The sequence below is a fragment of the Acidobacteriota bacterium genome (assembly GCA_018268895.1).
Lineage (GTDB): Bacteria > Acidobacteriota > Terriglobia > Terriglobales > Acidobacteriaceae > Edaphobacter.
Map to the genome: position 1 here is coordinate 198,222 of JAFDVP010000013.1, position 24,829 is coordinate 223,050.

A 24,829-nucleotide genomic window follows, 5' to 3' on the forward strand; every position below is an offset into this window, starting at 1 on the left:
ACCCGCCGTAAGTAGCAAATAAGTGAACATCTTGCTGTCATCTGATGCAGAAACCTGCACTGGCGTTTTCAACAGGCACACCGAGCCGGTGTCTGTCTCCGCCTAAAGGTTGGCCGACGTGGAGTTACTTCCAGATGAAATAAAATCCCGGAGACCGATTCAGCAACTGGCTCGGGTTCGGGAAGAGATCTTCGCCGTCGTCGGTCAGGATCGTCAGCAGGTTCCGCTTGTTCTTCGGCGGGCGCACAATGGAGGGTTCGCCGGAGATTCCGACGTCCTTTGCCGTATCCATCACAGCCGTCCGGAAGCCGCCGATCTTGTCGATCAGGCCCAGGTCGAGCGACTGTTGGCCGGTCCACACCTGTCCTGTAGCCAGAGGTTTGATCTTGTCGTCGGTGGTGTTGCGTCCCGTGGCGACGTCGTGGATGAACTGCGCGTACATATTGTCCACCAGCGACTGAAAGTAGGCCTGCTCCTTGGGAGTCAGGTCGCGGCTAGGGTCGCCCGCGCTCTTCAACTCGCCGGCTGAGATGGTGATGTTTTTCAGCTTCGCCCAGCGCATCAGGTCGCCGTAGTTCATCCACTCCATGATGACGCCGATCGAGCCAACCACCGAGGCCTCGTTGGCGTAGATGCGGTCGCAGGCGCTGGCAATATAGTAGGCGCCGGATGCGCCGACGCTCTCGACCGAGGCCACCACGCGCTTGTGCTTCTCCTTCCGGATGCGCAACACCTCGTGGTAGATCTCCTGCGAGGCCGCAGCGCCGCCGCCGGGAGAGTTGATGTGCAGGATGATCGCCTTGACCGACGAATCGTTGCCGAACTTGCGCAACTGCGCATTGACGGCCTCCGGCGAGAGGATGACGCCGTCGATATCGAGCACCGCAATCTGGCTCGACCCCAGCCCTAGAGCGGAGCCGTTGCCCTGGATCGAGCGCATGCTCCACCAGATCATGGCGCTCATCACCAGGCAGATCGCGGCAAACGAGCCGCCGATCACCGCCACATAGAACCACGGCGAGCGCTGGCGCAGAGGCGCCGGAGCATAAGCCTGCTGGTAGCCGGCGCCATACGGCTGACCGTATCCATAGGGCGATGGCGGCCGGGGAGCGGCATAACCGCTCGCATAAGGCGGAGGCGGAGGCGGCGTCGACGGCTGCGGCGGCTGTTGCGGGAACTCTTCTGACATGCTGTGGAGTTTAGCAGGGAAGCGGCTGAGTTGGTGTTTTACGTGCCGACCGTCGTGGTACGCAGAGCGGCTATTGTCCGCCCCTGCCACGTATGGCAGCAGAATTGCCCGCGATTAGAAAGGCATCATTGCGAACACCGTGGGGCTGATCCATGCGAGTTATTTTTCGACTTTCTGCGATGTACCAACGTCCAATAGTTGCAGTATGATGAACAGCGGCACCTCTGCCTCCCTACATCGTTCTGCTTGAAGTACCCAGGAAGGCTGGCGACAGGTATGGCGCATCCGCAGTTGAGTATCGTAATCCCGGCGTATAACGAGAGCGCGCGCATCGAATATGCACTCGATCGCGTGATGTCGTGCATCGACGCGCAGGGGTGGGATGCCGAGGTCCTGGTCGTCGACGACGGCTCGAAGGACGACACCGCCGCCATCGTCCACCGCTGGATGGCAGACTATTCCAGGCTGCACCTGGTGCAGAACCCGGGCAATCGCGGTAAGGGCTACTCGGTGCGCAACGGCCTGTTGCAGGCTGCCGGCGAGATCGTGATGTTCACCGACGCCGACCTCTCCGCTCCGATGGAAGAGGCGGAGCGGCTGATCGCTGCCATCAACGACGGCGCGGATGTCGCCATTGGCTCGCGCTGGCTCGACCGCGCGAGGCAGACGATCCACCAGCCGCTCTACCGCCAGTTCTTCGGACGCTGCTTCAACTGGATCACGCGCAGGGTGATGGGACTTCCGTTCCGCGATACGCAGTGCGGCTTCAAGGCCTTCCGTCGCAATGCCGCGCAGGTGATCTTCCGGTTGCAGACGATCGAGCGCTGGGGCTTCGACCCGGAGATTCTGTTCATCGCGCGCAAGTTGAAGTATGACATTCGCGAGGTGCCGGTGACCTGGGGCCACGACGAGCGCTCGCGCATCAGCTACCTGAAAGACGGCATGAAGATGCTCGAGGAGATGGCGCGCATCCGCTCCAACTCCGTCCGCGGCCGTTACGACGAGGCCATTGCCGCGATGCGCGACACCAGCACCATGGTGACGCGCCCGGTGGAAGTGAAGCCGGTGGCCAAGGTGGTTACGACCAAGTAAGGCCTGCCAGTTCTTGCTCGCGTATCCTCCCCGCACATACTCTTTATGCTTCCGAGCACACCCTTATTTGTCATCCTGATCGGAGCCGCGTCCCTTCACTTCACCAAAATTTGTCATCCTGAGCGGAGCGCAGCGGAGTCGAAGGACCTGCATTTTCCGTAGCGGGTAGACTCTCGCCCGAAGGAGCAAAAATGCAGGTCCTTCGGCTGCGGGTTCGCAAAAAGCAGCGAACCCTTCGCTCAGGATGACAATTTATGGTTGAACAAGCGTCAGGACAATAAAGAGCACATCGCGCACTCGCCCGCAGGCGCACCAGCGTGGCACAATACCTCCTGGCTTTCGGGCTGGTGTAGAGGGACATGCTGCGATCTTTCTTTATAGCGCTCTCGCAGAACAAAGCGTTGCGCGCATTCTCCGAGCGCTCTTCGATCGGCAGAACGATGTCGAGCCGGTTTGTCGCCGGCATGACGATTGCCGATGCGCTTGCCGCCTGTGAACGCGTGAACCGGGAGGACATCGCCGTCACGCTCGATGCGCTGGGCGAGAGCGTGGCTACGGCAGCGGAGGCCCGGCGGAACGGCGCGGTCTACCACGATCTGTTGGACGCCATCGCCTCGCAAAGACTGAACGCCAACGTAAGTCTGAAGCTGACGCAGATGGGCATGGACTTCGACCCCGCGCTGGCCGAGAGCATCGCCGTCGAGCTGGTGGAGCACGCTGCGCGCGCGGACTCCTTTGTGCGCATCGACATGGAGGGCAGCCCGTTTACCGAAGCTACCATTGCGATCGCCGAGCGTCTGAACGCGCGCGAGGGATGCCAGGGTCGCGTGGGGACGGTGTTGCAGGCATACCTGTTTCGCACTGAGTCCGACGCCGAGCGGCTGCTCAACCGGGGAATCCGCATTCGCCTGTGCAAGGGCGCTTACCAGGAGCCGCCCGAGATCGCGTTCCCGCTGAAGAGCGACGTCGACGCGAACTACGTGAAGCTCGCCCAGCGTCTGATGACCTCCAGCGTCTTCTGCGGGATCGCCACGCACGACGAGGCCATCGTCGAGAAGCTGCTCGCCTTTGTTCGTCAGCACAACGTGCCGAAGAGCGCGTTCGAGTTCCAGATGCTCTACGGTATACGGCGCGACCTGCAACGGAGGCTGGCGAAGCAGGGCTTCGGCGTCAGGGTCTATGTCCCCTTTGGCCCGGAGTGGTATCCCTACTTCATGCGGCGGCTCGCGGAGCGGCCCGCGAACGTGCTCTTTTTGCTGAAGAACTTTTTAAAGAGCTGAGAGTCGTCGAAAGCTGCCGATCTCTCGACGGCTCGTCATGAGTAACCATCACTACTTTGTCATCCTGGGCAAGCGCAGCTTACGATCCTGCTCCCCCTCCTTGTCATTCTGAGCGAAGCCGCGTTCCTTCACTTCACCAAAATTTGTCATCCTGAGCGGAGCGCTGGGGCAGAGCGGAGTCGAAGGACCTGCATTTTTTTGTCACCGGCGAGAATCTACCAGGCACAGGCAAAATGCAGGTCCTTCGACTGCGGGCCCTCAGAAGCGCGGACCCTTCGCTCAGGATGACAAACGTGTTCGGTGGCTTTACCGCGAGGCCGTCCGCGTAGGCGCTGGTTCGGCCAGCAGCCTCTCCAGCGTCGCTGTCACGTCGCGTTCGAGCGCGGCGTGCGCGGGCGGGTTGGCCGGTCCTGCGAACCCGGCGTGGACCTCCTTCACCCGGCCATCGCGGCCCAGAATGAACGACGTCGGCCAGCAGTTGAGGTGGTCTCCCTGCGGCACCTTCTCGTTCAGCTCATCCGGTGTTCCGGCGACGAGGACGGGATAAGTGAGTCCATAGCGCGCAACGAAGGCGCGGAGCCGCGTGGGGTTCTTGAGCTGGTCTTCCTCCTCAAAGGAGAGGTTGACGATCTCAAGGCCCTTGCCGTGAAATTTCTTGTAGAGGGCTTCGAGAAAGGGGGCCTCGTCGTGGCAGTTGGGGCACCATGAGCCGCCGATGGCGACGATGACCACCTTGCCGTTGAACTCAGCATCGGTGCTGGAGACCTGCTTGCCCGCGAGGTTTGGGAAGCTGAAGGTAAAGGGCGCGGAGGGGTCCTTCACCTTTGTCTGTTCGGTCGACTCCGTAGGAGCGGCAAGGTTCTGCCTGCGCGCATCGGCAGGGCGGCGGGCCACGAGATCCCGTGCCTGCGCCTTCTGCGACTCGGCCGCGAGCAGGTTCGATACGAGCAGCGTTCCGTTCTGCTGCGGCACGAGCGAGTAGAGCGCCGGGCCGGCGGCGGTGAAGTGGCTGACGGTGTATTGATGACCGTCCCACGAACCGTAGAGCGAGCCCGTGTCTCCATCGATACGCTGGATGACGGCATGGACGACGGCAGGCTGCTCCGCCGGCTGCTGGACGCTGAGCTGCCATGCGGACTCGCCCTTTGCGCTGGCGACGGCGATCTCCCAGTCGCCTTGAATGTACGGGCCGTCTGGGTTGTGGGGACCAGCCTGTGGCGTTGCGGCAGACGCGGCGTGCAGCGTGAGCGGAACACGCGCGGGTGAGGGATGCGCCGGGGTTCCGGGCGAGATCAGTCCGAAGGTGCCGGTGAGCTGGTTGTTGTTGTCGAGCGTGGCTTCGAGTGAGCGCGCAAAGTAGTTGAAAACGAGGGTAAGTTTGCCGTCCTTGTAGCTGACCGACGACGCGGGCGCCTGTTCCGGGCCGTTGACCAGGACGGCTTTGAGATTGGCGGGCTGGCCGCTGATCCGGAGGTGAAGCGGGACCTGCTGGCCGCGAACAGTCGCCGCGCCCTCCCAGGTTCCTGCAAGCGGTGTGGAGGTTGCGCTAAAGGCAGAGGTGGCAAGCAAGAGTGATCCAGCGAGAAGCTTCCCAGAGAATGGGATCATAGCGGGGCTCAATTCTTTCTTCAGTTGTAACGAGTGGGGGTAGTGCAGGAGAGGCGCTCTTAGCTCAAAGCGCAACACGCCTCTGTGCAGGCCAGCACGAAGCGGCAGCGACAACAGAGGATGTGAGGCGTGTTCATGGATTAAGGGTATGCCGCCCGGACGATCGCGTCAAGACGAGATGGGAAGGGAAGAAATTGGTGCGGCGAAGGCCTTTATTATCCGAAAGTTGTATAGGCTTCTCCGACCGTAACGTAACAGAATACGAACACTATGGAGGAGGGGAGCCGTTCAGAGAAACTGCCTGTGCCGGTACGATGAGCGTGATCCTTCAGCCGCACTCCTGATCGGCTGAGTTCATGTGGTGCAGAGGAATCTTTGACGCTGGGCCAAGAAGCAACGGCATCCCCTCCGGCCATAGCCCTGCGCTTTCCTCCTCGCTCTATATATAGCCGCCTTCGGGCGGCTATCTCTTCTTAAACCTGTCACCCTTCGCTCAGGATGACAAATTGAATGATGGAAGAGGCAGAACTACTTGCCGAACTCGGAGGGTTCGTTGCTCTTCTTGACCGGGAGGTACGGTTCGACGGCGAGCAGGTTGGAGACCGTGCTGCGCTCTTCGTCCGAGAACTGCGACCGGAAACTGTCCGACGACATGATGGACTGACGCTGCGGCTCCGGCATCTCGCGCAGGTCGCGCCAGGCCTTCGCGACCAGTCGCTGGCGATCGCGCGGGAGACTGGAGAACTGCTTCATCGCACCGCGAACCTGCTGCCGCTGTGCCACGGGGAGGTTGGCGATGGCCTCGTTGCGTTCGAGGAGCCGACGGCGCTGCTCCGGCGGCATGTTGTTGAGCTGCGTCAGCCGGTCGCGCATCCGTTGCTGCGTCTCCGAGGGAAGGTCGCGGAAGCCGGGCTCGCTCTCGAGCGCCTTCTGTTGCTGGGCGAGAGGGAGATTGCTGTGGCGGTCCATCCACTGCCCCAGGTGCTCCTGGTTCTGCCCCGGGTGGTTGGCATGGGGGGGCGGTGCTGTCATGCGAGGCGCGGGGGGGCGGCCGCCTCTCTGCGCGTAGAGCGCGCTTGGGCCAAACAGGAGCGCAGCCACCATCAACGATGACGTGAGCGTGCGGCGAACTGTGGCAGCGTGCAGCATAAAAGTTGTACAGAGGAGTGAGGATGGGCGATCCCTGGTAATGAGCTTACTGCGTTCCCCCTCTCCTTTCAGCGAAAATTTTTACTCCTTACAGCGAGCTTCCAGGCTGCGATGCCCCATCGTCCGGAGAGCTGTCGTCCTGAAGCAGTTGGTCCATTGTCTGCAAGGCCTGGTCGTTCTTGTCGAAGACCTGAAGGTCGGTGACGGTGGCTGAGACGCCATGTCCGCCGCCGGAGCGTGCCGAGAAGTCGGCGATGGTGCCGCCGCCGATCAGAAGCGCCAGGGCGAGCGCGCCGGCAAAGGCCGGGCGGAACTGACGGCCAGTGTTGAAGAGCAGGCGGGAGCGCATGCGCTCGAACCATCCCGCGGGCGGCCTGGCCTGTTCCTCGCGCAGCAGCACGGCCAGTTTCTGATCGAAGTAGGCAGAGGGTTCGGGGGCCTTCCACTCATCGAGCAGAGAGAAGGTGGCCTCCAGCGAGCGAAGCTCGTCGCGGCATTCGGCGCAGGAGTCGACATGCGCGCGAACCGCAGTGCTCGACGGTGCGCCCGGATCGAGAAGCAGTTCCGGAAGAGCGGATTTTGCATTGCGGCAGATCATGGTGTAACCCTTTCCAATCCTCTAAAGCTACCGGCGCTCATCAGGCGCGCCGTAAGGTCCCAAAGATGGGACGAAATAACTACACAAAAGCCTTCAACTTCTCGCGCAGCGTCTGGTAGGCGCGAAAGAGCAACGATTTGGTGGCGGATTCGCTGAGCTTCAGCACCTCGCCGATCTGTTTGTAGTCCATGCCCTCGTACTTGTGCATGAGCACGGCCATGCGCTGGCGCTCCGGCAGGGCCATCACATGCTGACGAATGGCGTTCATCCGCTCCGTGCGCAGCATGTTGGTCTCAGCCCCGATGGTGGAGTCGGCAACGTCGGGCGTGGTCCCGGTTTCGGGATCGACCTCGTCGAGATGGATGGTGGAAGCGAAACGCTCCTGTTTGGTGTCGCGCGCGTGGTTGACGCCGAGGTTCGTGGCGATGCGATAGAGCCAGGTGCTGAAGCGGGCCTCGGCGCGGTACGTCTCACGCGAACGGTAGACGCGGAGAAACACCTCCTGCGCAAGCTCTTCGGCGACGGCCTGGTTGTGCACCATGCGGTACATGAAATGGATGATCGGCTTGCGGTACTTCTGAATCAGGTAATCAAAACCGGCCATGTTGCCGTCGCGCAACTGGAGCATGATCGCGGCGTCGTCCATCTGCGCGAAGGCGGCCGGAGCAACCTGCTGGCCGGGGGCCGGAAGTCGTTCTGCCAACTGCGGATTCATCGCGAGAGTCGCCATACCGTTGCTAACACCGTCTTCGTCCCGGGGTTGCGCTTTTGACGCAATTTCCGGGGAATCCGCAGCGGTATGGGGCCTGGGCGGCTTTGGCGGGGCGGTGTGGGGAGACTCAGGCATGTGCTTCCGCTCGATTGTACCGCCCGGCAATGTATCGTAAATCGCCGAAAATGAAGCAAAACAGTGACATTTTTGAGGCGTGGGGGAACGTAAAGACGGGTGTAGAGCGCCGCCGTGGTGCTTTTGGCCAATCGCCGATGGAATGGTATCCTGAATGAGCAAGATCTGGCCCATTCCAGGGAAGCCCCCTGAAGAATGGCGCGAGTTCAGACAGGGCGCATAACTCAGCGGTAGAGTGCCACCTTCACACGGTGGAAGTCGTAGGTTCGAATCCTGCTGCGCCCACCATCAAATCATTGAATATGCGTGATTTGCGGATTTGCCATCTCCGGCCATATGGCCAACTCGTCACCATTCGTCACCAATTGAGCCATCGCTTCGACGGCTTGGCGTTGATGTGCGGGTGTCGGCTGCGTGTAGATATCCATCGTGGTCGAGATGTGTGCGTGCCCTAGCTGTGCCTGAGCGTCCTTTGGTGAGGCTCCAGACTGCGAGAGCAGGGTTGCATGAGTCCGTCGCAGGGTATGCCAACCCAGCCACGGGGTTCCGATCTGCTTGCCTGCCGGTTTCAGATGGCGGGCCAGCAGGTTCGAATCGCTGTTGGGCGTACCGGCACTGGTGGGAAACACCAGACCGTCTGTTTGGTTTGAGTTGTGACGGTGACGGTTCAAGGCCACTGCCAAGGGTTCGGCAAGGGGTAAGGTGCGTTTGCTGCCTTTGGTCTTCGGAGAACCCAGTGAGCCTCGGTAAACGGCTTGCTGAACCCGAATCAACCGGTTGGGAAAGTCCACATCCTGCCAACGCAGGCCGAGAATCTCCCCCACGCGCAAACCGGTAAGAATCCCGGTTTGCACCATCGTTCGAACCGGTTCCGGTAACACGGCTCGCAGACGCTTGCTCTGCTCTGCGGTCAACGCGTGTTTTTCGTGAACCGGAATCTTCTCCGGTAGTTCGACACCGGTAGCGGGATTCTCCCCCGCGTAGTGCCCCCACTTCTTCGCTGATTCGAACACCTTCGACATGAGATTGCGGAGGTGATTGCAAACTTCCCAACCGGAACCCATATCCATCTTTTGCAAGACGAACGATTGCAAGTCCAGGGTAGAAATGTCGCACAGGCGTTTGTGACCAAATGCAGGTTTGAGGTGATAGTTGAGTGTCGAGCGATACCGCTTGCGCGTGGATAGCTTGAGCGTGGGCAGTGCGTTTGGTACGAAGAAACGTTCGATAAAATCCTCGAATGTGATCGTTGCCATCGGCGTGGCGATGAGTGCCGCGAGTGCGTTCTTGTGCCTCTCGCTTGTCCTCGGTGACTGCCTGCGTATACAGCTCCGGCGTGATGACTGCTGTTGCATGACGCAGAAGCTCTTGCGTGGTGACAGAACGAGAACAACTTCGGTCTCTCAAGCGAACACGAGTGCCCGTCAGCTCTGATGTGTTCTGCCCATCCGCACCGCATGGCATGCTGGAACAAAAGTGTGAGTGATGGCAGGTAGGCTTCCGATACTCAAACAGTCCGTTCTACCGCAATGAACTAACAGCAATTTGAATCGAGTGAACGGTATTACCTGAAGCGGCTTGAATGGTGAGTACATCCGGACCTGTGCCTCTGATTTCTTTAGTGCCAGGCCCACAACCCTGGATAGCGCCTAGCGATAAGGCAACAAGCACAGCCAGCTGCAGACGTCGGCGCGAACGGCGTCCGGTTAGAAGAAGAACAAACGCAACAAGAGGCCCAGCAAACGAGGCGGAATATGTCGTCACGATTGGTCGAACGATAAGCAAGGACACGCCCGATCTGGTAATCATGCTCGGGGCAAAGTCGCAGACATAGTTTCTGGACTGACAGGAGAGACTCACGACGCTATTCCATGTTCCCACAGCACTTACCTGAATGAAGGCTGGCGAACTACTCGAAATGGAGTTTATGGAGCGGTTGCCTGCGGAGAGACTTTGTTGTGGCGTAGACCAACGCAGCGAAAAATCCGAGGGAGCATAGTCTGTGGATGTGACAGCCAGCGAGCTGCTAGGCGCATACTCTGCTGAACCTGCATAGCTTGCATAGAACGTGTGAACGAAAGCATCACTGTTCTTCACTGTAAATGGAGCAATCCCTGACGTTTCAACCGATGTTGTACCGACGATCTGTCCATCTTCAATGAGCGTGACCGAACCAGCCGGTTGTCCATTGCTGGAGCTCACTGTTACTGTCAGAATCGCACCGGACCCGTTCGGATTTGCATCTGTCCTGGTAAACAGCACGTAAGAACTACGGAGGCCTGCAGCAGCGGCCCTTACTGTAACGGGCACTATGGCCGAGGTGCTCGATATAAAAATGCCATTTTGGTTATAAACCGCGGATAGGCTATGTTGGCCTCCGTCTAACGAGGAGGTATTGTAGGAGGCTGAGCCTTGGCCGTTGAGAGCTACGGTCCCAAGCAGGCTCGTTCCGTCGAAGAAGCTCACGCTCCCATATGGGACAGAAGAGACGCCTGGAGATGTGACGTCGGCACTTAGCGTTAGCACCATACCCTGAACAGGGGGCTGGGGCGACTGCGTTAGTGTTGTCGACGTAGCCGAACCTGTGATTGTAACGATCACAGGAGACGATGTGCTGGCCTCAAAGATCGCGTTCCCGGTAGAACGACTGGGAGCGGAAAATCCTTGGTAAATGGCGGTGAGACTATGTGTCCCGACGCTGAGCAGGTTTGTATCCAGGCTGGCAGTTCCAGTCGAAGAAACGTTGCTCTGGCCAATAATTGCGCCTCCGTCATAAAAAGTCACGACTCCTTTTGTGACGGTGGCGGGCGCAGTAACGACGGCGGTGAGATTGACGTTATTGCTAAGTAGTGTTGACGTAGGTGTAGCCGTCAGGGATGTCGAGGTCTGGTAATCGGGTTTGAGAACCGTAAGTGTTCCACTTATCCAGGTAGAGGGATAGCTGCTATCTCCGGAATAGACTCCTGCAACGGTATAGCGGCCATAGGCAATCGCCTGCGTGACAGTGCCAGGTATGGTCAGGGTTACTGTTCCGTTTTGTATCTGCCCAGTACCGATATCCAGGCCACCGATGCTGAAGTCAACCGTGCCGGATGGAGATGGGCTCCCTGCTATGGTTGGGGTAAGCAAGCTGGTCAGAGTGAAGCCCTGGTTAGATGCAACGGTTGCAGGGTTGGCGTGAATCGTTCCGGTCACGGTTTGGCGAGCATCCGGTTGGTTCAGAAGCACGGAAACAAGATTGCCTCCAGAGGAAGCTACCGGTCTGGCTGTAGTCCCCATCAGGTCTGGAAAGCGGTCGCCATTGAAGTCTCCGAGGGAAACCTCCATCATCGACTGGCCGTTTACATAGTGTTGCTCGGTGCCAAGGACTCCATTTCCCATATTAGGGATGACAGAGATCAAAGCGCTATCCGTCAGAACGATATCGGGTTTGCCGTTCTGGTCGATGTCGCTGAGATAAATAGACGAATAGTTGTGGCTCAGCGGAATGATTTGCGGCACACTGAGGCCGCCATTGTCGGTTCCATGAAATATGACAAGACATACGGGCACGCTGGCGTTGGCCGTCGATTGTAAACCTAACGCGACCAGGTCTGGCTTCCCGTCTCCATCCAGGTCGACGACTCCTCCGATACGTATTGTTGACGTCAGAGTGCCGAGAGAAAGCTGTAATGCCGAAAGGTCTACAGTGCTGCCGGCGCGAAACGTTCCGTCTCCATTGCCAAGCCATGTCTGCGCGTTCTGCTGATTGCGGTCGTAAAGAACGACGTCAGTGTGTCCGTCGAGATTAAGATCTCCTACAGCGATGATGAAAGGCGTATAGTTCCCACGATAATCCGGGGGAAGCGTAGTCGTTGTCGTCGTCGGCATACGACTGGCATTGCCCATCATGGCTGTGAGGCTATAGAAATAGTTGCTAGCAGAATCGATGAACGGGCCTGTCACCCCAACGATGTCGGATTTTCCGTCCCCGTTTAGATCGGCAACCAGACCCCATGTCAGGGCTTGTGATACGGGACCTGGATTAAAGGTCCCGTCGCCGTTTCCGAAAAGGACCTGGAGCCCATTGTGATTGAAGACAACATCAAGTTTGCCATCGCCGTCAAAGTCGCCAGTAGCGTTGCCGATGTAGGTGAGCGAACTGGAAGGTGTAAACGCCGGACCGCTGGAAAAGCCACCAGCCGGCTGTCCAAAGAAAACTTTAAAGCTGCCATCGTACTGTTGGATGAGCGCATCATCTCTTCCATCACCATTGAAATCACCCGAAATTGCCGCTGAAACCGGCTTGCCGGTATCGATCAGCGTTGAGTTCGTAAAATTTCCGGTCCTATTCCCAAACAGCAGAACAATGCCTCCCTCCGTCCCGCTGGCGATGTCCTGAACTCCATCGTTATTGAAATCTCCTGTCACCGTGACCAAGGCATTCGCAATGCCAGTCGTCGCCACCTGCGCATTTCCCAAAGTAGCGCCAGTGGAACCTGGAAGGACTCGAATCCCTGTGGCCGTCTGCAAGATGAAGTCGGCCAGACCATCTCCGTTGACATCGGCCGCTGTCAGAAGGATGTCGTTAGGCTCAATTTGACCGGTAAGCTGGAACGCGGTCCCAAAACTCCCATCGGACCTACCGGGCAAGACCCAGATGTTGCTTTGGGGATCGTTCCCCACAAGATCGGCAATGCCATCTCCTGTGACATCCACATACGCTGTAAAGGTCGCGTAATAATAGGTGTTGATCGGCCCGACAGAATAGCCGGGTCCCTCCGTGAAGCCACCGCTTCCATTGCCATAAAAGACGACTGCGCTCGTTGTGCCTCCAGAGGACAAAACGAGGACATCCAATTTGCCGTCCCCGTTAAAGTCGCGAGCATAAATCTGTGCAGGTCTGCCGATGTTGTATCTGGTGTTCGAAAATTTAGAGCTATATAGGAAATGCCCTGCGCCGTCGCCCGCTAAGAAATAAATACCTCCGTTCATAGCATCAGCAATCACCAGATCAGGCTTGCCATCACCATTGAAATCTCCTACCGCAGGGCGAAAGATCGTATATGGGTTGGATACCTGATAGTTGATCGCGGAAGCAATAGGTGCCCCAAAGGTGCCATCGCCGTTGCCTGGAAGCGTGATGATCCCAATAAACTGATTTCCAACGGCTCCGAATATCAAATCCGGTTTGTTGTCTCCATTGACGTCAGCGGAGATCAGATAGCAATTACGTCCAACGTATTGATGGCAAGAATCCGGCGGAAGATTTATCGACTGGCCGGGAATAAACGTCCCATTGCCATTCCCCAGGAGAACATGCAGGGTTGCATTGGGGACGCCATCAATATAGATGAGATCGGTCTTGCCATCGCGATTCCAATCGCCGGCGGCCACCGCACCTGGATCACCAGTTGTAGGAAGAAGGACGGGATTCTGTAACTTGCGTTCCTGGGTCCAGGATAGCGCCGGGAGAGCTAGAACAAGAAAGCATAACAATCGGCGCATAGCTCGTATTTTCCTGAAAATCGAGAAATAAGCAATCGCAAAAATAGCATGTCGTAAAGGGTTGTTCAATCGAGAATTGTGACATATTATCAGCAAGTCTTCCGAGAGAACTTCCAGGGCATGTCATTTGCAGGTAAGGATTACAAAGATCTTTTCGGCTTCAAAGGATGGATTTGCTGTTGCCTGCTTTTGGCAGCAGTCATAGCCACAGGTTGTGGCAGTGGCGGCTCATCCGGCAGTGGGAACCAGGGCGGTGGTGGCAATGGCGCAAGCGCGGACTACTCCCTGTCGCTCCAGCCTTCCAGCCTCACAGTGACGGCAGGAACCAATCAACCGGTCACATTGTCAGCCCAACTGTCGAATGGTTTCGCAGGCTCCATTAATGTTTCCATCACAGGACTCCCGGCTGGCATTACGGCTTCGCCATCCTCATTCACGCTGCAACCTTCGGGGACACAAATCATAGTCTTTGCTGCAAGCGGCACAGTTGTAGCTGGTCCAGCTTCTGCCACGATCCAAAGCTCAAGCGGTACGCTTTCGCATCAGCTTCAATTGAACCTAACGATAAAGGCTGCCACGCCTATAATTCCATCCCGATCAAAGTACCTTCGGACGGACGCGACGACATCCTACACCTCATATCCACCGCCGAACTGGACCATCTTTCACTCGCCAACGAGACGATTTTTTGCTTCTGATCCTTATACAAACCATCTCAACGTCATCGATTCGGTGACGCAGAAACAAATTTCAACCTTAGTTGTGCCGGGTGCATTCGGCCTGGATCAGGCTCCAGATGGCAGCGTCCTTTATGTCGGCACCATGATCGGCGATCTTTACGTGATCGACCCGGTACAACTGAGTATCATCAAACGCTATCCGGCGAATACGATCAGCCCTTATGGTTTCAGTGCCAACGCAGTTTACGCGCTGTCCAACGGCAAACTGCTGCTCGAAACATATAATCTCCTGCCGGGGTATTCCTGGGTTGACGGTAATGGACCACTCGCCTTGTGGGATCCTTCCAGTAACTCGATTGTCAAATTTGTCGATCCATCTAATTTCGACGGCCTCATGCCTGAAAAATCCAGCTGTTTGGCTGGGTTTGAATATGGCATCCTTACCAATAATCGCAGCCGAATCCTGCTGACTCCGATACTGACCTCACTGGGAAGCTCAATCCTCTGTTCTCTTGATCCTGTCTCAGGCTCCTGGGTCTGGTCAAAAACGCTGGCAGACGGGGGCGCCAGTGCGCTTGCGAGCCTGGCTGTAAGTCCAGACGGAAACACAGTCGTTGCTTCTACAGGAACGACTGCTTATGTGCTCGATGCGGCGACCTTGCAGTTGAAGAACTCTTTCACAACAAAATCGTCACAATCCCTTTTGAAATACCCATCGCTGGTGATAGGTCCTGACAATCAAACGCTATATATCAGCAGCGGAGCGTTTGTTTACGCATACAACATGTCCACAGGTGCTCTTGCTGGTTGGCTTCCTAATGTGCAACTAAACGGCGCAGCTGCGCCCTCTACCCCCTATATGCAAGCCGTCAGCAGCAACGGGCTTATTGCGGGTGTGCTCGATCAGGGTGTGGGCCTGTTGGACATCAATGCTTTGAACACCTCCACGGCGGGAACTCCTTTTGGTCCTGCTCTTTTGAGTACGACATACGGTCCTATCGCTGGAGGTACTACGACGACATGGCAGCTGCAGACCACATATGGAGGAGCACCATTATCCTCGGTGAGCGCGACTTTTTTTGGTAACAACCTTGCCAGTGGCGTTTCTATTTCGACGACCGGAGGCGTCACGATCTCAGCGACCTCTCCGAGTGGGGTTCCCGGTGTAGTCGATGTGACCACACTCGCAAGCGATGGTGGCGAACAGATTTTGCCTGAAGCATTTTCGTATGGCCCCACAGTACTCGAGGCCCCCACAATATACGCTACGGCTGAGGGCGGAGGCCCAGCGCAGATATTTGGATATGGGTTCGGCCCAAATGCTTTGACCAGTAGCGCTCAGCCCGTCGTAACCCCACCTTCGGATCTTCAGGTCCAGGTAGGCACCAGCAACGCGAAGCTTACCGGTTATCTTCCTCAAGCATATTTGGCCAACAGCACCTTTCTTGCTTCGCCGTTTCCGCTTGCTGGGATCGAATACATTGTTCCGCCTGGATCAGCCGGTTCTTCCGTCGACATTACTGTTAGTAACACTTCAGGTGCGACGACCCTCAAGCAGGCAATTCAGTATCTTCCTGCGGTCCAGGTCTTGCCTGCAACCGGAGCCAAGCTGGTGGACGGCATATACGATCGCCGTCGTGATCTGTACTACTTCACCGACACGAACCAGATTCGTGTGTTTTCACGCTCGCAGGGTAAATGGCTGAACCCTATCGCGATTCCTGCACCTGTTGGAGCATACGGTTCGCAGCGCCTGCTTGGCATCTGTCTCTCGCTAGATGGTTCGAAGATGGTTGTTTCTGACGCTGGCGCGATTGCGATCTATATCATCGATCCCGACAATCCAACTTCAATCAAAAGCTATCCCTTTGCGTCACAGGTATTCGGAGGCACTCCCAATATCGAAACTCCTTCTGGAGTCGCGATTACCAATTCAGGGACCGTCTACTTTACGACGTTCGATCTCAACGGTACAGGCGCTCCCTTCCTGATGACGTTGGATCCGTCAACAGGAAGGATTTCTACCTATGGAGGGTTTGTTTATACGTTCTCGTCGGAAGGGCCATATCAGTATGGTCGTCTACCGATGAGTGCCGACGGCGCAAGAATCTACCTCAATTCTTCCGGGATTATCGCCGCTATTGATGCTTCTACTGGAGCAGTTACTTATCCCTTTGAGAGGACCGGAAGCATCGGACAGGGCGGCTATGAGGTCGTGCTTGCTCCTAGCCAAACCAATCTGTTTGCAGACGGCTTCATGATGGACAGCAATATGAACCTGCTTGGCATGCTCGCCCTCAACTGGAGGGAGAGCGTCGACGCAGACCCCGTCTACGGCGCAACAATGTCGACGGACGGGGGGCTGTTCTTTCAACCCAACACACATTCCATTGATGTCTTTGACGCCAGAACGGGAGTCTTCCGGTCGCGCATCTCGCTTCCTGTTGCTCTCTCTCCCTCTTATAGAGCTCTAGTGAGCGACGGGAAAGACAATGTCCAGATAGGTATTACGAGCAACGGAGACAGTATTGCGGTCATTGACCTCGGTTCTCTGCCAGAGCCTCCTCCAGTAGCTCATCTCATTCATCCGCACGATGATGAAAATGGGAACGCAAACGTCTGGAGTTCTCAGAGTTCGATCCAGCATTTTCTGCGTCAGGAAACTGCCCCGCTCACAACCGGTGTCAAGCCGCAACATCGTATCGTCAACATTATGCAGCGCACAGCCGAACCCAACAATCTATCCATACCGTGAGGTGCAGCCAGTACCTATGAGGGCTCAGAATTTCCTGGACGAGGTTACCTAATTTGAAGCTGAGGTTGCCTTTGTAAGGCTATCGGGTTTGGATGACATGGTGCGGGATCAACAGTAAAACTCTATGGCTCGGATTCCTTCGATACGAAGTACAGCCCCGGCAGAATCCAAGGTATCCAGACGGCTGTGCTAAAGAGGAATCCCGATCCGACTCACATTAGTACATCGTTTGTGGAACGTCAGAACCTCACCATGCGCATGAGCATCCGCTGATTTACACGCCTGAGCAATGGCTTCTCGAAAAAACTCCAGAACCATGAGGCGTCTGTTGCACTCTATTTCATGTATTACAACTTCTGTCGGGTGCATCAAACGCTCCGTGTCACGCCAGCAATGGAAGCCGGATTCACGGATCACGCCTGGATAATTGCTGAATTGGCTTCCCTCGCACCTGAGCCGGGACCAAAACCGCGTGGCCCTTACAAGAAAAGAATTTTAAACTGACCCACTACCGGCTTGCCAAGGGAGTTCTTCGACCTCGAATACGCGGTCTATAATCACCAGACCGAGCGCAAACACAGCCCAGACGCATGCGAGCCACCATGGCTACGTAGATTCATGCCAGGCAAGCGAGGCAAGCAGAATCGTTGCTGTTCAGGTATGTCCCCATGCGGTATAGCCTCTGTATGGAGCGTCAGATAAGGTGCAGAAACGCGATATGGCATAAAGACTGTGGCGCAAATAACAAAGGGCAGATAGCGCTCAATTGCTCTCTGGGCGTACAGGTTTGAATCCAAGCAATTGAGCGGATACAAAGAGAGCGAGCAGATGTTCCTGATAGGTCAGGCCGGCAAGCCTGATTCGGCGGCCAATCAGGCGAAGTGATACAGCGAGTCCGAGCCATACCACTGCGACCCAAGCCAGAGCAATCTCGAACGAGGCGAGCGCTACAAGTCGTAGATCCGAATCCTGCTGTGTCCACCAAGTAAATCAACAGCTTGGCGATGTAATTCATGAAAGCCGGGAACATCCTGGGAATCTGTGGATCGCCTCGTTGCAGGTGTAAAGAAATTCGTTGCTGATAGATGCCCGCACAGATTAAGCTTTCGGACGCTGAAAGGCGCTGGGTAGACGAAGGACTGGAGGCTTGGCCATGGAGCTGCGAATCAGTACGATTCCGTCACCGGAAGACCCCCCGTGGAGGAGCACCGACTACCAGTCGGAGCTGCGGGAGCTTGGAGTGAGGCTTCGGGCGGACGGCCTTGCGATTCGCGAGGTGAACTCTCCTGCGCCTTGCTCGGATTGCCCACCGGCGGTCTCGGGGGAGTGGAAGGTCCCACTCGACGCCGCGCTGGCGCCGGCTCTGGAGGCCCCGCTGGGTACATGGTTGCAGGCCCGCCACGGCCGCACTGCACGGCTGCGTATTGGAGAGATCGAGGCGGACGTGCGAGACGTCCACGAACTGGCAAGGGTCATCAGGGTCGCCAAGTGCTATCAGGACGTCACGGAGAGCGAGAGCAGTTAGCCGCTCAGTACGCGTTAGATGTGTGCGATGCGAGTTGGTTAATGCAGCCATTCTAAAAAAAGGTTTGGCGCGCAGCCCAGCAGCAGAATGATCAGCGCAATGGCGCAAAGAGCAAGCTGGCTTACGATCGGCACTTGTAGCGAAACGGCCCCGGAAGGCGGCTCCGCGATATAGATGCGCTTCAACACTTGCAGGTAGTAGTAGAGAGATACTGTGCTCATGGCGATGGCCAGAACCACCAGCCAGAGCAGGCCGAGCGTATGTTGCCCCGCGGACAGCGTTGAAGCGAAGAGAAAGAATTTGCCGAAGAACCCCGCCAGGGGCGGAATTCCTCCGAGCGAGAGCAGAAAGATCAGCATGCAGAAGGAGAGCACGGGTGCACGGCGGCTGAGCCCGGCAAAGTCGGAGAGCTTTTCACCGCCAGCCCGTTCTTCGACAATTGAGACGACACCAAAGGCGCCAATCACGGTCAGCGCATAGGTGACCGCGTAGTAGAGCAGCGCGCCGAAGCTCAGTTCGGTGTGCGATACGAGCGCCAGCAGGATGTATCCTGCCTGCGCGATTGCCGAGTAGGCAAGCAGCCTGCGGACGCTGGTCTGCATGATGGCGACGAGATTTCCCAGGACCATCGACAAAGCTGCAACGACTGCGACAACTGGGACCCAGCCTGAAGCGTAGCGTCTCCAGTCGGCGCTGCCCTCTGCTCCCGCGAAGCCGACGGTCATCACCTGGTAGAAGATGACGAAGCCCGCGACCTTTGCGGTGGAGGCGATCAGGGCCGCGCTGTTGGCGGGCGCTCCTTCGTAGACGTCTGGCGCCCAGAAATGAAATGGGACTGCCGCGACCTTGAAGCCAAACCCGAGGACGATCATGACGATTGCCACCGCCAGCAGCGGGTCCAGGTGCGTGCTTTTCATTGCGTGCGCAATTTGCACGAGATTGGTTGAGTTGGACAGGCCGTAGAGAAGGCTCAGCCCAAACAACAGGAATGCGGCCGACGTTCCACCGAAGAGAAAATACTTCAATGCGGCTTCTGCTGAATGCGCGCTGCGCTTGTTGAATGCTGCCAGAACGTACAGAGAGAGGCTCAACAGCTCCAGCGAGAGAAAGATGAGCAGGACATTCTGCGAGCTTACGAGGAACATCATGCCTACGGTTGCAAAGAGGGTGACAGCAAAGTATTCGCCAACGTGCGACGTAAAAGAAGAGTCAACCGAAAGGGCCACGATAAATACTGTCAGGACGAGCAGGGCGATCTGAACCAGCTGTGTCTCCGGTCCAATGACGAGAGTTCCATCAAAGATGTTGGCCTGTTGTGGAGCGCACACGATCTGGGCGATTGCGCCAATGCAGCCGAGCCCGGAGATGACGGCTCCCGCAGTACGCGGGGTATGCGTCTGAGCGGTTCGGGAGATCAGGAGATCTACGCCGAGCACGAGTAGTGCCGTGACAAGCACAATCACCTCAGGCAGGAGGAGATGAAGGAGCGCGGCATAGGAGACTGCGATCATTGCCAGTGTCCTTTCCGCAGGCCATCAAACAGCGGCGAGTTCAGGGCTGGAATGATCAGCTTCAAGAGCAGTTGCGGATAGAGTCCGATCGTCACGCTGGCGACAATCAACAGGACAGCCCCGAGGCGTTCAGGCATTGAAATGGGAGGAAGCGGCTGCACTGTACTCTCTGGGGCGGCGTCGGAGAAGAAGGCTTTCTGCATGGCGCGCCATGTGTAGGCAACGGAGATTGCAATTCCGATGCCTGCGCCAACGACATAGATGGGAAATGCGCTCCAGGCTCCGACGAGAACCTGGAGTTCAGCTACGAAGCCGCTGAAACCGGGCATTCCAATGGAAGCGATTGCAGCAAGAACGAATGCGGCCGTTGCGAAGGGAATGGCTTTATTGAGGTGCATCCTGCTGAGCGCGTCCAGATCGCGAGTGTGTGTACGGTCGTAGACCATGCGTCCGACGATGGCGAACAGCAGGCCCGCCAGGACGCCATGAGAGAACATCTGCAATACCGCTCCGGTGAGACCGATGCGGCTCAGGGTCATGAGGCCTAACAGCACAAAGCCCATGTGGCTGACACTGGAGTAGCCGATGACGAATTTGAAGTCCTGCTGTACAAGCGCGACCAATGCGCCGTAGACGATGCCGATTACCGCAAGCAGGCTGAAGACATCGCGCCACGAAGCGAGGCCCAGCAAAGTGAATCCCCACGGATCGAGTCCGTGAGGAAACAGGGTCATGGCCACGCGCAAGCAGCCGTATGCGCCGAGCTTCATCACGACTCCGGCAAGCAGCATGGAGGCTGCTGTGGGCGCGGCGACATGGCCTGTAGGTGCCCATGTATGGAAGGGCCAGAGGCCGGCAAGAATGCCGAAGCCGACAAACATGAGCGGAAACGCCCACATTTGAAAGTGAGGAGAGAATGGAAATTGCGACAGTGCAAGAAGGTCCATCGTCCTTGCGCCCGCGACAACGTATGCCGCGACCAGCACAACGAGCACCATGGCGCTGCCCACCAGCGAGTAGAGGGCAAGCTTCATGGCAGCGTATTCGCGCTGCGTGGAGCCCCAGATGGCGATGAGGAAATACTTTGGGATGATGGCGATCTCGTAGAAGACAAAGAGCAGAAATATGTCGGCGCTGAGGAAGACGCCGTACACGCCTCCGATCAGCGCGAGATAGAGCGCGAAGAACTCGTTTGCGCGGTGCTCGATGTTCCAGGAGAAGAGGACGCCGGCGATGGCGACGATTCCAGTGAGCAGGACCAACACGAGGCTGATGCCATCGGCGGCAAGATGGTACTCGATGCCGAGCGACGGAATCCACGATCGATGAACGATCGTCGTCATGACTCCGTCTGCGTGCCGCAGCAACTGAGCGAGCGTGACTGCAAACCCCGCGATTGCTGCCAGCAATGCGATGCCGCGCGACACCCTTGCAGGCAGCCGCAGCAACACCAGCGCCAGCGCTCCCAGAAACGAGATGTAGATGGTCCAGGCGAGCACGGGGCTAGTACCTCATCTGTTGCACCAGTCTGACGACTGTGCTGTTAAGAATGCCGAGGATGAGTTGCGGAAAGAGGCCCAGCGCGAACATGAGGCCGATTGGCGGCAACAGCGCGAGCCGTTCGGCGGTTGTCAGGTCCGCCATGGTTGACCACCGCTCATTGAGCGGCTCGGAGAAGACACGTTGAAGGATTGTCAGGATGAAGATAGCCGTCACGAGCAGGCCGATGAGGGCGAGCGCAGCAGCCCATGACGCGAGAGGGAAGACGCCTCGAAAGATGAGGAACTCTCCGATGAAGCCGTTCAGGCCGGGCAGCCCAAGAGAGGAAAACATGGCGATGCCCATCAACCCGGTGAAGACGGGAACGATTTTTCGCAGGCCGCCGAAATCGTTCAAGCCGCGCAGGCCAGCGCTGCGCGCTTCGAGCAACGCCACAAACCAGAACAGTGTCGCGGCAGTCAGTCCGTGGTTGAACATCTGAAGGATTGCGCCATCGAGAGCGGCGACCTGGGCTGTGGTTGTAGACGCAGCATTGCCGGTGAGGCTTGCAGAAGCAAAGATCGCCATCATGCAGTAGCCGAGGTGATTGACTGAGGAGTAGGCGAAGATGCGCTTCAAATCCTTTTGCGCGAGAGCCGCAAAGGCGGAGAGAACCACTGTGCCGACGGCGAGCCACAACAGCGGCGTCAGCACAGATCGAATCTGCGGAGAAAAGATAGGGAGAACGATTCGAAGGAATCCGTAGACGCCCATCTTCGACATCGCGCCGGTGAGCAGCATGGTCGTGCCGGTTGGCGCTTCTGCGTATGCCGAAGGCAGCCAGGTATGAAATGGAATGAGCGGGACCTTGACGGCGAAGCCGAGAAAGACGCCGCCAAAGATCAGGAGCGCCATCTGCTCCGGCGTAAACCTGTGCCAGGCGAGATTCGCCAGTGCCGGGACGAGTTTCCCGCCTCGCGCCAATTCAGACAGACGAATGAAATCGAATGTTCCGGTGCACTGAAACAAAGCGAGAAACGCGAGCAGCAGTGCGACGCTTCCAGCCATGGTGTAGACGAGAAACTGCGTCGCTGCGGAGGCGCGTTGCGGCCCGCCCCAAAGTTGTATGAGAAAGAAGGCGGGGATGAGGCTCAACTCCCAGAAGATGAACCAGTGGAAGAAGTTTAGCGCCGTGAATGTTCCGAACAGTCCCGCCTGGAGGAACAGGACCAGAGCGAAGTAGAGTCTCTCACGCTCGCGGACCTGCGACGATGCGGCAATCGACATCGTGACTACAAGGGCTGAAAGCAGCAGCATCGCGAGGCCAAGCCCGTCGATGCCCAAGTGATACTCCGCGCCAAGCGGGGGTATCCATGCGTGCCATTCCTGAAACTGGAGAGCCCCGGATGCCGCGTCGAACCGATGATAGAGGATGAGCGTTAGAGCAAGTGCAATGAGGCTGAACGCTAACGCAAGCACTCGAGCACGCTTCTTCTGCCTGTCGCCAAGGGCAAGAATTGTGATGGCGCCGACAAGCGGCACGGCAGTCAGCAGTGTAAGGAACGGGAAGGCCGTCATCCGTGGCGACCCCAGATGAGGAATAGGACGAATCCTGCAAAGGCGATTCCGATGATTCGGAGATAACTCTGCGCGCGTCCACCCTGTAGGCGCGAAAGAAGCCGTCCGCTAAGAGCTACTCCCTGACAGCTTTGATCGAAGGTGCGATTGACCACAAAGACATCCGTCGAGCGGCTCAGCCAGGAAGCCCCAAGCGCAAGCGAGGAGACGAGCCGAACCGCGCCGTGGAAGACCCATCGATCGAGCCAGTCACACGCGGCGGCGCACCATGTGGTGAAGCGAACAAAGGTCGCTGCGTAAAACGCATCCACAAACCAGCCGTTACGGAGGAGATGGAACATTCGTGGACTGAATTGTTCGAGGGCGTCAGGCGCTTGAGGAGTGCCGGCCGGTTTGTAGCTATAAAGCAACCAGCCTGTAGCCAGGCCAATCAGGAGAAGGGCCGTTGATGAAAACATGACAGCCAGGACGCCGCTCTCTCCGAATCCCTGAAGATCGAACCGTACACGCTGGCCGTTGAGAAATGCGCTGAACCATGGCCACACCGGAGTGCCGACCAGACCCAACAGCATGGAACAACCAGCCAGGATGACGAGCGGGAGTGTCATGAGGGCGGGGCTTTCGTGGGGAGCCGTTTCAGATTCCGCCTGATGGGGTCTCCCAAAGAAGACATAGATGACCTGCCTCGTCATGTAAAAGGCGGTGAGCAGGACACCAAAGGAAGCCAGATAGAACGGAGCCCGCGATACGCTCCAGGTGGATGCTGCATGCAGGATCGCATCCTTGCTCCAGAAGCCGGAGAAGAGGAGCGGGAAGCCACACAGAGCCATCATGCCTACGGCGTATGTGGCGAATGTGATCGGCATCAGCTTGCGCAATCCACCCATGCGACGGATGTCCTGCTCCTCGTGGCAGCCATGAATGACCGACCCCGCGCCCATGAACAGCAGGGCCTTGAAAAATGCGTGCGTGATGAGATGAAACATCCCCACGGCAACGCCGCCGACACCAAGACCGAGCATCATGTAGCCGAGCTGCGAGACGGTGGAGTAGGCAAGGATGCGCTTGATGTCATCCTGAGCGACGGCAATCGTCGCTGCGAAGACGGCCGTGATTGCGCCAACCCAGGTGACAACGTGCAAAGCGGTTGTTGACATGGGAGGCAATCCGGGCCCGCTCATCAGCGGATAGACTCGCGCAATCAGGAAGACACCGGCGGCGACCATCGTAGCCGCGTGAATCAACGCGCTCACTGGCGTTGGGCCTTCCATGGCGTCCGGCAGCCAGACATGCAGCGGCACCTGGCCGGATTTCCCGACTGCGCCGCAAAAGATGAGCAGTGCAATTCCCGTGGAGGCGGCCATGCCGATGCTTGTCGTCTGCGTGAAGAGATGGATGAGCGCGGTTTGCTCAAGACAGCCTGCGCCGCTGTCGTAGAACAGCAGGGTGCCTGCCTGGGAGTACAACCAGACCATTCCCAGCAGGAACGCGAGATCGCCGATGCGCGTCGTGATGAATGCCTTCTTTGCCGCGGCTGCCGCGCTGGGTCTGTGATACCAGAAGCCGATGAGCAGATAGGATGTGAGGCCGACGATCTCCCAGCAGATAAAGAGCAGCAACAGGCTGTTCGCAATCACGAGGCCCAGCATGGCTCCGGCGAAGAGCGAGAGAAAGCAGAAGAAGCGCGTGAAGTTATCGTCGTGCGCCATGTAGCCGACGCTGTAGATGAAGATCAGCAGGCCGACGAAAGCGACCATCACCAACATCACGGCTGTAAGCGGATCGAGAACCCATCCCACCTTGAGCCACTCGCTGCCTATCTGAAACCAGCCGAAGTTGAAGACCTGCTTCGCTGCGCCCTCCTGATTGCCGAAGCGGAGGGCTTCCGCAAATGCAATCAGCGACAGCAACAGCGAGAGCGACATGGAGCCAATGGCCACCGATGCTGCAAACAGCCGTTGCCTGCGAGGAGCCAGCGCGCTCAGACCTGCAGCCAGCACGGGCATTGCGGGAACGAGCCAGAGGTTATGGACAATCCAGGTCACTTTCAG

Annotated in this window: 15 protein-coding genes, 1 tRNA gene and 1 pseudogene; 6 read left to right on the forward strand and 11 right to left on the reverse strand. The window is 57.6% G+C overall.

What is annotated here, in order from left to right:
- Positions 1-124: 124 nt before the first annotated feature.
- Positions 125-1,189, reverse strand: a complete 1,065-nt coding sequence (gene sppA / locus JSS95_16825; protein ID MBS1801478.1) for a signal peptide peptidase SppA — start codon at positions 1,187-1,189, stop codon at positions 125-127.
- 276 nt (positions 1,190-1,465) lie between these two features.
- On the opposite strand from sppA, the gene JSS95_16830 reads away from it, so the two are divergent.
- The gene (locus tag JSS95_16830) at positions 1,466-2,281 is read left to right on the forward strand and encodes a glycosyltransferase family 2 protein (GenBank protein ID MBS1801479.1); all 816 of its coding nucleotides are present in this window, start codon (positions 1,466-1,468) and stop codon (positions 2,279-2,281) included.
- 359 nt (positions 2,282-2,640) lie between these two features.
- Complete coding sequence (locus JSS95_16835) at positions 2,641-3,561, forward strand: proline dehydrogenase family protein (protein ID MBS1801480.1); 921 nt, start codon at positions 2,641-2,643, stop codon at positions 3,559-3,561.
- A 306-nt stretch (positions 3,562-3,867) separates the two neighbouring features.
- Here the strand turns inward: JSS95_16835 and JSS95_16840 are convergent, their stop codons facing one another.
- The 4 genes from JSS95_16840 to JSS95_16855 all read right to left on the reverse strand — a co-directional run bounded on the left by JSS95_16840 (position 3,868) and on the right by JSS95_16855 (position 7,646).
- Positions 3,868-5,130, reverse strand: coding sequence for a redoxin domain-containing protein (locus tag JSS95_16840; GenBank protein MBS1801481.1), 1,263 nt, complete (start codon positions 5,128-5,130; stop codon positions 3,868-3,870).
- Positions 5,131-5,697: 567 nt separating this feature from the next.
- Positions 5,698-6,318 carry a DUF3106 domain-containing protein gene (locus JSS95_16845; protein MBS1801482.1) on the reverse strand — a complete coding sequence of 207 codons (621 nt, stop codon included), beginning with the start codon at positions 6,316-6,318 and terminating at the stop codon, positions 5,698-5,700.
- 88 nt (positions 6,319-6,406) lie between these two features.
- Positions 6,407-6,916, reverse strand: a complete 510-nt coding sequence (locus JSS95_16850) for a hypothetical protein (GenBank protein MBS1801483.1) — start codon at positions 6,914-6,916, stop codon at positions 6,407-6,409.
- Between the two features lie 79 nt (positions 6,917-6,995).
- Positions 6,996-7,646, reverse strand: a complete 651-nt coding sequence (locus JSS95_16855) for a sigma-70 family RNA polymerase sigma factor (GenBank protein MBS1801484.1) — start codon at positions 7,644-7,646, stop codon at positions 6,996-6,998.
- A 330-nt stretch (positions 7,647-7,976) separates the two neighbouring features.
- Here JSS95_16855 and JSS95_16860 point away from each other — a divergent pair.
- Positions 7,977-8,051: transfer RNA gene (locus JSS95_16860), tRNA-Val, on the forward strand.
- Positions 8,052-8,056: 5 nt separating this feature from the next.
- On the opposite strand, the gene JSS95_16865 is transcribed toward JSS95_16860, so the two are convergent.
- Positions 8,057-9,019, reverse strand: coding sequence for a site-specific integrase (locus tag JSS95_16865; GenBank protein ID MBS1801485.1), 963 nt, complete (start codon positions 9,017-9,019; stop codon positions 8,057-8,059).
- A gap of 265 nt (positions 9,020-9,284) precedes the next feature.
- On the reverse strand, positions 9,285-13,250 hold the full coding sequence (locus tag JSS95_16870; GenBank protein MBS1801486.1) for a VCBS repeat-containing protein: 3,966 nt from the start codon (positions 13,248-13,250) through the stop codon (positions 9,285-9,287).
- Between the two features lie 120 nt (positions 13,251-13,370).
- On the opposite strand from JSS95_16870, the gene JSS95_16875 reads away from it, so the two are divergent.
- From JSS95_16875 to JSS95_16885, 3 genes and pseudogenes are all read left to right on the forward strand, one after another.
- Positions 13,371-16,685, forward strand: coding sequence for a hypothetical protein (locus JSS95_16875; GenBank protein ID MBS1801487.1), 3,315 nt, complete (start codon positions 13,371-13,373; stop codon positions 16,683-16,685).
- Between the two features lie 216 nt (positions 16,686-16,901).
- Positions 16,902-17,189, forward strand: a pseudogene (locus tag JSS95_16880) (IS1 family transposase).
- Positions 17,190-17,925: 736 nt separating this feature from the next.
- Positions 17,926-18,210, forward strand: coding sequence for a hypothetical protein (locus JSS95_16885; GenBank protein MBS1801488.1), 285 nt, complete (start codon positions 17,926-17,928; stop codon positions 18,208-18,210).
- Positions 18,211-18,248: 38 nt separating this feature from the next.
- On the opposite strand, the gene JSS95_16890 is transcribed toward JSS95_16885, so the two are convergent.
- From JSS95_16890 to nuoL, 4 genes are read right to left on the reverse strand one after another with little or no spacing between them, the layout of a single operon-like run.
- On the reverse strand, positions 18,249-19,721 hold the full coding sequence (locus tag JSS95_16890; GenBank protein MBS1801489.1) for an NADH-quinone oxidoreductase subunit N: 1,473 nt from the start codon (positions 19,719-19,721) through the stop codon (positions 18,249-18,251).
- A complete protein-coding gene (locus JSS95_16895) occupies positions 19,718-21,220 on the reverse strand; it encodes an NADH-quinone oxidoreductase subunit M (protein MBS1801490.1) in 1,503 nt (500 codons plus the stop codon). The genes JSS95_16890 and JSS95_16895 overlap by 4 nt, the downstream gene beginning before the upstream one ends.
- Positions 21,221-21,224: 4 nt before the next feature.
- Complete coding sequence (locus tag JSS95_16900; protein MBS1801491.1) at positions 21,225-22,778, reverse strand: NADH-quinone oxidoreductase subunit M; 1,554 nt, start codon at positions 22,776-22,778, stop codon at positions 21,225-21,227.
- Positions 22,775-24,823, reverse strand: a complete 2,049-nt coding sequence (gene nuoL, locus JSS95_16905; protein ID MBS1801492.1) for an NADH-quinone oxidoreductase subunit L — start codon at positions 24,821-24,823, stop codon at positions 22,775-22,777. Before nuoL ends, JSS95_16900 begins: the two co-directional genes overlap by 4 nt.
- Positions 24,824-24,829: the final 6 nt, after the last annotated feature.

Excerpts from the sequence above, each read along its gene's own strand:
- JSS95_16835 (MBS1801480.1), top strand. The coding sequence starts at position 2,641 with ATGCTGCGATCTTTCTTTATAGCGCTCTCGCAGAACAAAGCGTTGCGC.
- JSS95_16830 (MBS1801479.1), top strand. The coding sequence starts at position 1,466 with ATGGCGCATCCGCAGTTGAGTATCGTAATCCCGGCGTATAACGAGAGC.
- JSS95_16870 (MBS1801486.1), bottom strand. The coding sequence starts at position 13,250 with ATGCGCCGATTGTTATGCTTTCTTGTTCTAGCTCTCCCGGCGCTATCC.
- JSS95_16865 (MBS1801485.1), bottom strand. The coding sequence starts at position 9,019 with ATGGCAACGATCACATTCGAGGATTTTATCGAACGTTTCTTCGTACCA.
- JSS95_16845 (MBS1801482.1), bottom strand. The coding sequence starts at position 6,318 with ATGCTGCACGCTGCCACAGTTCGCCGCACGCTCACGTCATCGTTGATG.
- JSS95_16875 (MBS1801487.1), top strand. The coding sequence starts at position 13,371 with ATGTCATTTGCAGGTAAGGATTACAAAGATCTTTTCGGCTTCAAAGGA.
- JSS95_16850 (MBS1801483.1), bottom strand. The coding sequence starts at position 6,916 with ATGATCTGCCGCAATGCAAAATCCGCTCTTCCGGAACTGCTTCTCGAT.
- sppA (MBS1801478.1), bottom strand. The coding sequence starts at position 1,189 with ATGTCAGAAGAGTTCCCGCAACAGCCGCCGCAGCCGTCGACGCCGCCT.
- JSS95_16890 (MBS1801489.1), bottom strand. The coding sequence starts at position 19,721 with ATGATCGCAGTCTCCTATGCCGCGCTCCTTCATCTCCTCCTGCCTGAG.
- JSS95_16855 (MBS1801484.1), bottom strand. The coding sequence starts at position 7,646 with ATGGCGACTCTCGCGATGAATCCGCAGTTGGCAGAACGACTTCCGGCC.
- JSS95_16900 (MBS1801491.1), bottom strand. The coding sequence starts at position 22,778 with ATGACGGCCTTCCCGTTCCTTACACTGCTGACTGCCGTGCCGCTTGTC.